Origin of the sequence: Halomonas rhizosphaerae, from assembly GCF_030012485.1 — a bacterium.
In the GTDB taxonomy this organism is placed as follows: Bacteria; Pseudomonadota; Gammaproteobacteria; order Pseudomonadales; family Halomonadaceae; genus Halomonas; species Halomonas rhizosphaerae.
The window spans coordinates 212785-224878 of record NZ_JASCQQ010000028.1 but is presented as its reverse complement, the minus strand read 5'-3'; the positions used below and the strand labels follow the sequence as shown (position 1 = coordinate 224878).

The 12094-nt window shown below is 68.3% G+C and carries 10 protein-coding genes; 8 read left to right on the top strand and 2 right to left on the bottom strand.

Going from position 1 to position 12094, the window contains the following annotated elements:
• Position 1: 1 nt before the first annotated feature.
• From rodA to lipB, 6 genes are all read left to right on the top strand, one after another.
• On the top strand, positions 2–1162 hold the full coding sequence (gene rodA / locus QLQ86_RS14010) for a rod shape-determining protein RodA (protein ID WP_282736533.1): 1161 nt from the start codon (positions 2–4) through the stop codon (positions 1160–1162).
• 62 nt (positions 1163–1224) lie between these two features.
• On the top strand, positions 1225–2259 hold the full coding sequence (gene mltB / locus QLQ86_RS14005; protein WP_282817368.1) for a lytic murein transglycosylase B: 1035 nt from the start codon (positions 1225–1227) through the stop codon (positions 2257–2259).
• A complete protein-coding gene (locus tag QLQ86_RS14000) occupies positions 2256–3176 on the top strand; it encodes a septal ring lytic transglycosylase RlpA family protein (protein ID WP_282817367.1) in 921 nt (306 codons plus the stop codon). The genes mltB and QLQ86_RS14000 overlap by 4 nt, the downstream gene beginning before the upstream one ends.
• Before the next feature lie 55 nt (positions 3177–3231).
• Entirely contained in the window at positions 3232–4434 is a 1203-nt protein-coding gene (locus tag QLQ86_RS13995; protein ID WP_407650098.1) for a D-alanyl-D-alanine carboxypeptidase family protein, read from the top strand.
• A gap of 137 nt (positions 4435–4571) precedes the next feature.
• The gene (locus QLQ86_RS13990) at positions 4572–4883 is read left to right on the top strand and encodes an HP0495 family protein (RefSeq protein WP_282736536.1); all 312 of its coding nucleotides are present in this window, start codon (positions 4572–4574) and stop codon (positions 4881–4883) included.
• Positions 4883–5563 carry a lipoyl(octanoyl) transferase LipB gene (lipB, locus tag QLQ86_RS13985; RefSeq protein ID WP_282817366.1) on the top strand — a complete coding sequence of 227 codons (681 nt, stop codon included), beginning with the start codon at positions 4883–4885 and terminating at the stop codon, positions 5561–5563. The genes QLQ86_RS13990 and lipB overlap by 1 nt, the downstream gene beginning before the upstream one ends.
• A 120-nt stretch (positions 5564–5683) precedes the next feature.
• Here the strand turns inward: lipB and lipA are convergent, their stop codons facing one another.
• Positions 5684–6736, bottom strand: coding sequence for a lipoyl synthase (gene lipA, locus QLQ86_RS13980; RefSeq protein WP_282817365.1), 1053 nt, complete (start codon positions 6734–6736; stop codon positions 5684–5686).
• A gap of 186 nt (positions 6737–6922) precedes the next feature.
• Positions 6923–7909: a LysR family transcriptional regulator gene (locus tag QLQ86_RS13975; RefSeq protein ID WP_282817364.1), complete on the bottom strand. Its 987-nt coding sequence runs from the start codon at positions 7907–7909 to the stop codon at positions 6923–6925.
• 111 nt (positions 7910–8020) lie between these two features.
• Between QLQ86_RS13975 and QLQ86_RS13970 the strand changes: the two genes are divergently transcribed.
• A complete protein-coding gene (locus QLQ86_RS13970) occupies positions 8021–8929 on the top strand; it encodes an ATP-binding protein (RefSeq protein ID WP_282817363.1) in 909 nt (302 codons plus the stop codon).
• Between the two features lie 131 nt (positions 8930–9060).
• Positions 9061–11820, top strand: a complete 2760-nt coding sequence (locus QLQ86_RS13965) for a DUF3141 domain-containing protein (RefSeq protein ID WP_282817362.1) — start codon at positions 9061–9063, stop codon at positions 11818–11820.
• The last annotated feature ends 274 nt before the right edge of the window (positions 11821–12094 follow it).

Genomic DNA, 12094 nt, shown 5'->3' with positions numbered 1-12094 from the left:
CATGATCTGGAGCGAACTGACCCGTGGCATGCGGGCCCATCCCGTGAAGCCCTCCCTGAGCGGCATCGCCCGGCGTCGCAGCCTGTGGGAGCGGATCCACCTGGATCCCTGGCTGCTCGGCATGCTGCTGGTGCTGATGCTGGCCGGGCTGGTGGTGCTCTACAGCGCCAGTGGCCAGCGCCTGCCGGTGGTGACCGCCCAGGCCATCCGCTTCGGCGTGGCCCTCGTGGTGATGGCGGGCCTCGCCCAGCTCTCGCCGACCACCCTGCTGCGCTGGACGCCACCGGTCTATGTGGCCGGGGTGCTGATGCTGGTGGCCGTTGAACTGATCGGCGACATGGGCATGGGCGCCCAGCGCTGGCTGGTGATCCCCGGGGTGATCCGTTTCCAGCCCTCGGAGATGATGAAGCTGGCCATGCCGATGATGGTCGCCGCCTGGCTGAGTCGTCAGCCCCTTCCACCGCGCTGGCGCGACCTTCTGGTCTGTGCGGTGATCATCGGCCTGCCGGTGGTGCTGATCGCCAAGCAGCCTGACCTGGGGACCTCGCTGCTGGTCACCGCGGCGGGGGTGTTCGTGATCCTGCTGGCGGGCCTCTCCTGGCGCTTCATCCTGTTCTGCGGCGTGCTGGCGGCATCCGCACTGCCGCTGCTGTGGATGAACCTGCACAACTACCAGCGCCAGCGGGTCCTGACCTTCCTCGACCCCGAGAGCGACCCGTTGGGGGCGGGCTGGAACATCATCCAGTCGACCACCGCCATCGGCAGTGGCGGCTTCTGGGGCAAGGGATGGCTGCAGGGCACCCAGTCGCAGCTGGAGTTCCTTCCCGAGCGTCATACCGACTTCATCGTCGCGGTGCTCGGCGAGGAGTTCGGCCTGGTGGGGATGCTGGCCTTCCTGCTGCTCTACCTGCTGATCGTGGGGCGCGGACTCTGGCTCGCCGGCGCCGCCCAGGAGACCTTCGGACGCCTGGTGGCGGGCAGCATCATCCTCACCTTCTTCATCTACGTCTTCGTCAACGTGGGCATGGTCAGCGGTATCCTGCCGGTGGTCGGCGTACCGCTCCCGCTGGTCAGCTACGGCGGGACCTCCAGCGTGACCTTGATGGCGGGTTTCGGTATTCTCATGGCCATTCATGCCCACCGCCGCCTGCTGCCGCGCTAGGCAGTCGATACGACTCAGGGAGAGCTGACATGACGGTGTCGTCACCACAGGGAAAACGCTGGATGGCCTGGCTCGCGGGTGGCCTGCTGGCATGGGGGGCGACGACGGGGTGGGCGGCGGACTTCGATCCGCAGCGCCACGCCGAGGCGCGGCGCCTGGTGGAGGAACTGGTCGACAAGGGCGTCGACCGCGACTGGCTCCAGGCCGCCCTGGCAGACGCCGAGTTTCGCCAGCCGGTCCTGGATGCCATGGCCGGCGCCGCCGAACGGCGCCTGCGCTGGGACGAGTATCGGGACATCTTCCTGGATGCCCCGCGCATCGCTAACGGAGTGGCCTTCATCGAGGCCCACCCGGCGGCCTTCGCGAGGGCCGAAGCCGAGTACGGCGTGCCACCGGAGGTGATCGCCGCGATCATCGGGGTCGAGACCCGCTACGGTGGTGTCACCGGCGATCATCGCGTCCTCGACTCCCTGGCGACCCTGGCCTTCCATCATCCCAGCCGGGGTAGCTTCTTCCGCGGCGAACTGGCCGCCTTCCTGGAGATCGCCTACGAGGAGGAGCGCGCTCCCGGCAGCCTGACCGGCTCCTACGCGGGGGCCATGGGCTATCCGCAGTTCATTCCCACCAGCTACCGGGCCTATGCGGTGGACTTCGATGGCGACGACCTGCGCGATCTCTGGACCAATCCGGTGGATGCCATCGGCAGCGTGGCCAACTACTTCGCCGAGCACGGCTGGCGGCCCGGCGAGCCCCTCTATCACGAGGCCGAGGGGCCTGCCTCGCCTCCCGACGGTATCGAGTTCAACCGTGCGGCGCGACCGCCCGCGGTGCCGGCGGCGGACGTCGCCGCGGCGGGCCTCGAGGTGCCGGACTCGCTGGCCGACGATCATCGCCTGCTGCCGGTGGCACTGGAGGATGGCGAGGACACCTGGCGCTACGTGCTTGGCGAGCACAATTTCTACGTGATCACCCGCTATAACCACAGCCATCTCTATGCCATGGCGGTAAGCGAGCTCGCCGAGGCGATTGCCGAGGCACGGGGCCTGGAGGCCCACTGGCTCGACGCCACCGACACCACCCCGGAGGAGGCCTCATGAGACGCACCTGTGTCGCCCTGAGCGTGCTGCTGCTGCTGGCCGGCTGTGCCGGGGGCGGTGGCGGCCCCCGTCCTTCCAGCGGTGAGGCGTCCAGCAAGGCGCCGGCCACGTCGGGAAGCGGCGAGCGCTATGCCCTGGCCGGCGACGCCTATCCCGAGGATCCACCCGATGTCGCCGAGGTGCCCGACGCGGTGCCGCGTCGCGAGGCGCGCTCCAGGGGAGGCAACAAGTCCCCTTACGAGGTGTGGGGCAAGCGCTATGAGGTGATGGCGGAGGCGCGTGGTTACAGCCGCCAGGGCAGGGCCTCCTGGTATGGCGAGAAGTTCCATGGGTATGCGACCTCCAACGGCGAGATCTATGACATGTACAAGATGAGCGCTGCCCACCGTTCCTTGCCCCTGCCCAGCTTCGTGCGTGTCACCAGCCTGGACAACGGCCGCTCGGCGATCGTGCGGGTCAACGACCGCGGCCCCTTCCACAGCGATCGCGAGATCGACCTCTCCTATGCGGCGGCGGCACGCCTGGGCATCCTCGAGCAGGGCACCGGCCGGGTGAAGGTCGAGGCCATCGACGTGGAGCGCTGGATCGCCGACAACGGCGATGCCTCCCGGGCGGGGGAGACCTCGTCGCCCCGGGAGGCATCGGCCAGCGTCGCGTCCGAGGCGCCACGCGACCGGCCCGTGGCCGGCGGCGGTGTCTTCCTGCAGGTGGCGGCCCTGGGTTCCGCCGACGGTGCCCGGCAGCTTAAGTCGCGCCTGGAGGGCGAGATCGACCGGCCCGTGCGCGTCGCCAGTGCCACCGGTCTCCATCGGGTCCAGGTCGGCCCCCTGGAGGATGCCGGCCAGGTGGACCCCGTCCGCGAGCAGCTGCGCCGGGCGGGCTTTGCCCAGGCCTTCGTCGTCGACGATGCCGACTGAGTCGGCCCCCCTTATTTCGAACCACCCCGCGATGCCCTTGATGAGAACCCTTGCCATGAGATTCACGCTTTTCTTCCGCCGCTGCCGGTTGTTGCCGCTGCTGCTGGTCAGCCTGCTGCTGGTCATGTCACAGGCCACGGCCCAGGTGATCCCCGCGCCGCAGACCATGATCCCCTCGCCGCCGCAGCTGGCGGCCAGTTCCTGGATCCTGATGGATGCCGACAGCGGGCGGGTGCTGGTCGAGCACAATGCCGACGAGCGTCTGCCGCCGGCCAGCCTGACCAAGCTGATGACGGCCTACCTCGTGGAGCGCGAGCTCGACCGGGGCAACATCGCGCCGGAGGATCTGGTGCCCGTCAGCGAGAAGGCCTGGCGCACCGGGGGCTCCAAGATGTTCATCGAGGTCGACACCCTGGTGGCGATCGACGAGCTGCTCAAGGGCATCATCATCGTCTCGGGCAACGATGCCAGCGTGGCCATGGCCGAGCACCTGGCCGGCGGCGAGCGTCCCTTCGCCGACCTGATGAACCAGCACGCCACCCGACTGGGCATGCACAACACCAACTTCGTCAATGCCACCGGCCTGCCCGACGACAACCACTACTCCTCGGCCCGCGACCTGGCGCTGCTCTCCCAGCACATCATCAACGACTACCCGGAGCACTACGCCAACTACGCCAGCAAGCAGTTCACCTATGGCGGCATCGAGCAGCCCAACCGCAACCGGCTGCTGTGGCGCGACAGCAGCGTCGACGGCCTGAAGACCGGCTGGACCGAGGCCGCGGGTTACTGCCTGGTGGCCTCGGCCAAGCGCGACGACATGCGCCTGATCTCGGTGGTCATGGGCACCGCGTCCGAGGAGGCCCGCGCCCAGGAGACCCAGAAGCTGCTCAGCTATGGCTTCCGCTACTACGAGACCCTCAAGCTCTATGACGCCGGCGCCGTGCTCAACACGCCTCGGGTCTGGGGCGGCGACAAGAACGAGCTGCGCGTCGGCGTCGACCGCAACGTGGTCATGACCGTACCGCGCGCCCGAAGCGAGGAGCTCACCGCCAAGCTCGACATCCAGGCCGACCTCACCGCCCCCATCGCCGCCGGGGATCGGGTGGGGACCATGGAGGTGCGCCAGGGCGAGGAGGTGGTCGGCGAGCGTCCCCTGGTCGCCCTCGAGAGCATCGAGGAGGGGGGGCTCTTCAAGCGCCTCTTTGACCAGGTGCGGCGCTTCTTCACTAACCTGGTCGGTGGCTGGTTCGACTAGGCCCTACGGCCAGGCAAAGGGTGCAGGCGACAGTGAAATCCCCCGTGCTGCGCCTTCTTCCCTGGCCGCCTGGCGTTGGTCTCACCGCCCCAGGTTGAGTAACATACTCGGATATCCACGACCCGCCGGAAGGCTTCATGAACGACAACTCCCTGCGCGACCTTCGCAAGCCCCGTCGTCAGGCGGGTGGCAAGCCGCCGAAGATCACCTTTCCCTGCGACTACCCGATCAAGGTGGTCGGCGATGCCGCAGAGGATTTCGCCGCCACGGTCTGCCAGATCGTCATCCGGCATGATCCGGCCTTTGACGCGAGTGCCATCCAGGTGGTCCCCAGTCGCCAGGGCCGTTTCCAGTCGGTGCGCCTGACGATCCGCGCCACCGGCGAGGTGCAGCTCAAGGCGCTCTTCGACGAACTCAAGGCCACCGGCCGCGTGCACATGGTCGTCTGATGGCAGACGATAGCGTGTTGCCACCCATCCAGTTGTATCGCCTCGGCCGTCGGCCCTATACGCCCGTCTGGCAGGCCATGCGCGACCTCACCGATGGCCGCGATGCGCAAACCCCCGACCAGTTCTGGCTGGTCGAGCATGACCCGGTGTTCACCCAGGGGCAGGCCGGCAAGCCCGAGCACCTGCTGATGCCCGGCGACATCCCGGTCGTGGCCACCGATCGCGGCGGGCAGGTGACCTACCATGGGCCCGGCCAGGTCGTGCTCTACCCGCTGCTCGACGTGCGGCGCGGACGGCTGGGCGTGCGCGACCTGGTCACTGCCCTGGAGCAGGCGGTGATTGCCGTGCTGGCCGAGCATGGCGTGGTGGCCCATGCCCGCCCCGATGCGCCCGGCGTCTATGTGGGGGAGGCCAAGATCGCCTCTCTGGGGCTGAGGATCCGTCGCGGTGCCAGCTTCCATGGCGTGGCCCTCAATGTGAACGGCGACCTCTCGCCGTTCTTGCGGATCAACCCCTGCGGCTATGCCGGCATGGCCATGACACGGCTGGCCGACCTGAGCGATGGCTGCCCGGGCGTCGAGGCGGTGGGGGAGCGCCTGGCCGAGTGCCTGGCGCGGGAACTGGGGCGGGAGTTAGAAGCGCCAAGCAGCCATGCGCCGCGCCGCCAAGCTGACCTGTGATGGGCTGCAGGTGATGTAGTAGAGCAAGCCCCCGCGGTACAAGCATCCAGTGGGGGCCTTGCGTTGACGCCAGAGATGGCAGAGACATCATGCTGTTTGCTCGGCGCTCGGCCCTTGCCCCTATCCGACGTTGATGGCGTCGATGCGCTTCGGGTCGGCCTGCTGGCCGGGCACCTCGGCGGGTGCCGCCAGGCCCAGGTTGTTCTTTTCGAACACCCGGTCGGCCCGATAGCTGGAGCGCACCAGGGGGCCGGACGGTACCTCCATGAAGCCCTTCTCCAGGCCCAGCACGCGATAGCGCTCGAACTCCTCCGGGGTGACCCAGCGCTCCACCGGGAGGTGGTTGCGCGTGGGGCGCAGGTATTGGCCCAGGGTCACGATGTCGACGCCGATGGCCCGCAGGTCGTCGAAGGTCGCCAGGATCTCCTCCTCGGTCTCGCCGAGACCGAGCATCAGGCTGGTCTTGGTGATCACATCGGGTCTGTGACGCTTGGCGTGGGCCAGCACGTCCAGGGTCTTGCGGTAGCCGGCTCGGGGATCGCGTACCCTTCCGGTGAGCCGTTCGACGGTCTCGACGTTCTGGGCGAAGACCTCGAGCCCTGAGTCGACGACCCGCTCGATCGCCGAGGGCTCGGCATCGAAGTCCGGGGTCAGCGCCTCGACGACCACCTCGGGCGTGCGGGCCTTGATGGCACGGATGCAGTCGGCGTAGTGGGTGGCGCCGCCATCGGGAAGGTCGTCACGGTCCACGGAGGTCAGCACGATGTAGCGCAGGCCCATCAGCTCGACCGAGCGGGCGGTATTGTCCGGCTCTTCCGTGTCCAGCCAGCCCCTGGGGTTGCCGGTATCCACCGCGCAGAAGCGGCAGGCGCGGGTGCATACCGAGCCCATCAGCATGATGGTCGCGGTGCCGTTGCTCCAGCACTCGCCCTGGTTGGGACAGTGCGATTCGGCACAGACGGTGCTGAGTCGATGGGTGGCCACGTTCTTCTTGACCGCCTCGAAGCGTTCGCCGCCGGGAATCTGGGCACGCAGCCACTTCGGCTTGCGGCCGTCGGCACCGCCGTCCTCGGTCTGGCGACGCGCCTTCATGCCATCCTTGATGGCGGCCGTGCCATGATCGTTGCGGTACTTCTCGCCGCTGGAGACGCGTGGGGAGGGGGTGTCGCTCATAGCATTGAGCCTCTCTGCTCGCCGGCTGTCGACGCCATGAGGGCGCTACCGCGGGGTCTCCGGGTGCGCGCCAGTCGGCGGTTCCAGGCAGCCTGGCACGTCGAATGATACGTGGTTCGCAAGCTGGTAAAATACCACAGGATCCGTTGTTCTGGACAGCCGGGCCCGTGGTCCTCCTGGCGCCGGTCAGTAGGCCGTCACCGGCAGACAGTCGACGCCGTGACTCGGTAGGGGACTCGGCGGGGCACTGAAGTGGGCGTGGAGCTCGGACAGGTGTTCGCGCACGAAGCGCAGGAACAGCTCGGTGACCGGAGTCGGGAAGCGCTCCCTGGGATGCACGGTGCACCAGGAGTGACGCAGCGGGAAGCCCGGCAGGGCGAGCGGCGCCAGCAGGCCCGCCTCCACCTCGAGGCGAACGGCGAGTCGTGGCAGTACCGAGACCCCGAGCTGTGCCATCACGCCCTGCTTGACGGCCTCGTTGGTTCCCAGTTCGATGGCATGCTGCAACTGCACGTCCTGGTCGGCGGCTAACTCCTCGAAGGCGCTGCGCACCCCGGAACCGGGCTCGCGCATCAGCACATAGTGACGGGCGAAGTCCTCCAGGGTGGGGGCCTTTGCCTCGAGCAGCGGGTGTCCGGGCCAGACCACGGGAATCATCTCGTTGTCGAGGATCGGCATGAAGACCAGTGCCTCATCCTCGGGCACCCGCGCCATGATCACCAGGTCGTCGCACCGCTCGGCCAGCCGTTCCAGTGCCTGACGGCGGTTGCAGACGCGCAGTCGCACCTGGACATTGGGATAGTGGGCGCGGAAACGGGCCAGCAGGTAGGGCACCACATACTGGGCCGTGGAGACCGCGGCCAGGTTGAGTTCGCCACGGATGGTTCCGGCCATGTCGGAGAGGGTCATCTGCAGGCGCGAGACCTGGCCGAAGATGGCCCGGGTCGAGGCCGCCAGGGCATCGGCGGCGGGCAGCAGGTGGAGGGTGCGCCCGGCGTACTTGAACAGCGGCTGTCCCAGGGCCTGCTCGAGCTGGCGAATCTGGGCGCTGACCGCAGGCTGGGTCAGGCCCAGCGTTTCGGCCGCCCGCGAATAGGAGTGCTGGTCATAGACCGCTCGAAATACCTGCAGCTGGCGAAAGGTCAGTCGGTTGAGCAACTTGGGTGAGGTCATGGATCGTTCGTTCGTCGGCGGCACGCCTTCCGCCTCCTGAGGGACTCACACGCATGCTAGCACCGCAGACGTTCTGCCTTCCATCGCCTGCCAAGGCCCTGGAGACCCCGCTTGTCGTGGCGGACTGACCGCGCCTCGTCGCGTCTGCTGGTCGCGGCCCAGGGGCTGGCCTCGCTGCGCGTGCAGCAGGCCGGCGACGAGCTGGGGCTTGTCACCTGTCTGGCCGAGGGGGAGCCCGAGGTCCTGGTGCTCAGGGCCCGCGCCCTGGGATGCCATGCCCTGCACCCCGGCGAGGCGAGCAGCGAACATCAGCTGTCTCTCGTCGGCGCCTGCCGGCGCGAGGGACTGCGCCTGATCGCCCCGGGCCAGGCCATGCTCGAGGCCATGGCCGACCGGATCGCCATGCGGCGACTGATGCGCGAGGCCGGCCTGCCGCTGGCGCCCGAGGGCGGGAAGGGTCGCCGGGTGAGGGTGCCGGTGCTGGCCGACGGGCAGGGTCGGGTGGTGCACCTGGGGGTGCGTCATTCGCCCAGCGCCGGGTTGGCGCTGGCGCCCGTACCCTGGCTGACGCCGGAGCAGCGCTGCTACCTGGGGCAGCTCGCGGTACAGGGTGTGGCCAGCCTGGGGCCGGTCGGGCTGGTCGTCGCCAGTTTCCGGGTGGCCGGCAATTGCATCGGCTTCGAGACCCTCTCGCCGGGCCTCGCCGGCGACGAGGCCCTCGACGAGGTGCTGATCGGGATCGATCCGGTGGTCGAGCAGCTGAGAATCGCTGCGGGCGATCCACTGCGCCTTCGCCAGACGCGGCTCGATGCGAGAGGGCATGCCCTGCTGTGGCAGTTGTCCCTCGACTCGGCGGTGCCCTTCGGCGGCGGTCCCGGGCTGCGGCTGGATCGAACCATCGAGGGCGGCGAGGCCCGCCTGATCGCCTGGGGTCGGCGTCCCGAGGTGGCGTGGCGACGTGGTCGGCGTGCCCTGGTCGAACTGCTGGGCGAGGTCCCGGCGAAGGCGCGGCTGCCCTGAATGCTGCTTAGGACTCCGGCATCCGGCGCTCGCAGCGCCAACGTTCATGCGCTATATTGCACTGCAACAAAGCCCGATTTCATGCATCGTCGCCGGGGACACCCTGGCATCGAGCAACCCTGGAGCTCAAGATGAATCCCCTGATACCGACTCCTGCAGCCAGCGTGCTGCCCTTCGTGGATCCGTTCGGTTTCGGACGCGCCGCCTGCGATTATTGGCGGGACACCCTGGAGCGCAGCGTGCTCTTCATGGACGTCATGCGCCAGCGCGGCAACCAGTACCTCGAGCATATCGAGAAGACCAAACCCAACGTGCTGGGCTTCGATGCCGAGGTGCTGGTGGACGGGCGCAAGCTCTCTCGTCCGGTCAACTACGAGCTGCTGCGCATCCAGCCTCCCGAGGGGGTGGAGACCGACCTGCAGATGCGCCCCTTCGTGGTGGTGGATCCACGCGCCGGCCATGGACCTGGCATCGGCGGCTTCAAGCCCGACAGCGAGATCGGCGTGGCCCTGCGGGCGGGGCATCCCTGCTACTTCATCGGGTTCCTGCCTTACCCGGTGCAGGGACAGACCGTCGAGGACGTGGTGGAGGCCGAGGTCGCCTTCCTGCGCCATGTCATCGAGCGTCATCCGGAGACCTCCGAGAAGCCCATGGTGGTCGGCAACTGCCAGGCGGGCTGGCAGATCATGATGGCCGCGGCCCTCGAGCCCGAGCTCTTCGGGCCGATTCTCATCGCCGGTTCGCCGCTCTCCTACTGGGCCGGTGAGCGTGGCAAGGCCCCGATGCGCTATACCGGGGGCCTGACCGGCGGCAGCTGGATGACGGCGCTGTTCAGCGACCTGGGCGCGGGGCTCTTCGATGGCGCCTGGCTGGTGCAGAACTTCGAGCGCCTGAACCCGGCCAACACCTGGTGGAGCAAGCAGTACCGGCTCTACGCTCAGGTCGACACCGAGGCGGAACGCTATTTGGAGTTCGAACGCTGGTGGGGCGGTCACGTGGTGCTGGGCGGCGACGAGATCCAGTACATCGTCGACAACCTCTTCGTCGGCAACCGCCTCTCGACGGCCCAGCTGGTGACTTCCGACGGGCGTCGCATCGACCTGCGCAACGTGCGTTCACCGGTGGTGGTGTTCTGTTCCAAGGGCGACGACATCACGCCGCCGCCGCAGGCCCTGGGCTGGGTGCGCGACCTCTACGAAGGGGTCGAGGACGTCATCGCCAACGAGCAGACCATCGTCTACTGCGTCCATGACACCACCGGTCACCTCGGCATCTTCGTGTCCGGCAGCGTGTCGCGCAAGGAGCATGCCGAGTTCACCGCCAACATGGACTACATCGACGTCCTGCCGCCCGGGCTCTACGAGACCACGGTCTCGAGTGCCGCCGAGCGTGAGGATGCCGAGCTGATCGAGCGTGACTACCTGCTGGAGTTCACCCCGCGGACCATCGAGGAACTCGACCAGGAGGTCCAGCACCGCCCCGAGGACGATACCCGCTTCGCTACCGTGGCACGGATCTCCGAGATCAACCTGGGGTTCTACCGTCTGTTCATGCAGCCCTGGGTCCAGGCCCTGGCCACGCCCGAGTCGGCCAAGTGGATGCGGCGGATGCACCCCAACCGCATGGGTTACCGTCTGCTGTCCGATCGCAATCCGTTGATGACCGCGGTGCCGGTGCTGGCCGACAAGGTGCGCGCCGACCGCCACCCGGTGCACGAGGACAATGTCTTCCGCGCGGTGGAAGGCATCCTGTCCGACCAGGTCACCCGCAGCCTGAACGCCTGGCGGGACCTGCGCGACAGCAGCAGCGAGCGTTTCTTCCTCGACGTCTACGGCCAGCCGATGCTGCAGGCGATGGTGGGCCTGGGCGGCGACGCCCATGTGCACCGTCGTCGCCCGGGGGCCGAACCCGAGCATCGCCGCTTCATCGAGCGTCGCCGCGACGAGGTCCACCACGCGATCACCGAGGGAGGCAGCCACGAGGCGGTCATGCGCTCGGTGATCCATGTGCTGGGGGGCGCCCCGGCGACCGACGAGCGCAACTTCAAGCGGCTGCGGGCCTCGCGGGCCGAGCTCGAGCCGGGCATCCAACTGGCCGACTTCAAGCACCTGGTGCGTGAGCAGTTCTTCACCCTCCAGCAGGACCATGAGGCGGCACTGGAGGCGATCCCGACCCTGCTGAAGGGTCAGACGGCCAGCCAGATCGATGCCCACCTGGCACATATCGAGCATGTCCTGGCGGCCAGTGGTGAACTGAGCGAGCACGCGGCAGATCGCTTCGAGCGCATCAAGGGGCTGTTTCATCAGGCCATCGAGCATGCACCCCAGGTCGAGCAGGAGGCTCTTCGGGATGCCCAGGCCAGTGTGGTCAGCGAGGCGCGGGCCGGAGAGGCGGCGCGTCGTGAGGTCGAGCGCCTGATGGAGTCGCTCCCCGTCGCCGAGCAGGGCCCGGTTGAAACCTCCGACCAGGCCGCATCGGATGAGTCGAGCGTCACGCTGGACGCCGAGCCCTCGACGGCCGAGGCAGCCAGCACGGCGGCCCCGGCGCACCAGCCGGCCGGTGAGTCTGTCGCCGAGGCCCCGGCGCAAGAGCCGGCTAGTGACGCCTCTGCCGAGGCTCTGGCGCAAGAGACGGCCCGTGAGTCCGCTGCCGACGCTCCGGCGCAGGAGCCGGACAGTACGGTCATCTCCGAGGCGCCCGTGGAAAACGTCCCCGGCAAGTCGTCCACCCAGGTCAGCGAGAATTCCTCTAGTAGCATCGAGGATGGGGCCAGCAGCACCTCGCCGGCGAACCAGGACACGTCTACTGGCACCAAGGGGCCGGTCAAGCGCAAGCCTGCAAGCCGCGCTACGCCGCGTCGTCGGACGCCGCGCAAGACCCGCAAGAGCTGATCTCCCGCCTTGCGGCACCAGCGCCCCCGCCCACATCCGGCGGGGGCGCTGTCGTTGAGGAGGGCGTCTCTTCCGGCTTGGCGTGATGGTGCCCGGGGAGCTAGGTTCAAGAGGCCGCCCACCCCGTGGCGGTCGTGGCTGCCTGACGGGGGTTCCGGCGGCGACTGGCGTGAAGCCGACCGCTGGGGTAGGGTAAGCGCATTTTTCACCCGCCAGAGAGGGCGGGCCGAAACCGTCTGGCGCTAGCGTTGGAGCTGGCGCCATCAGCACAGTG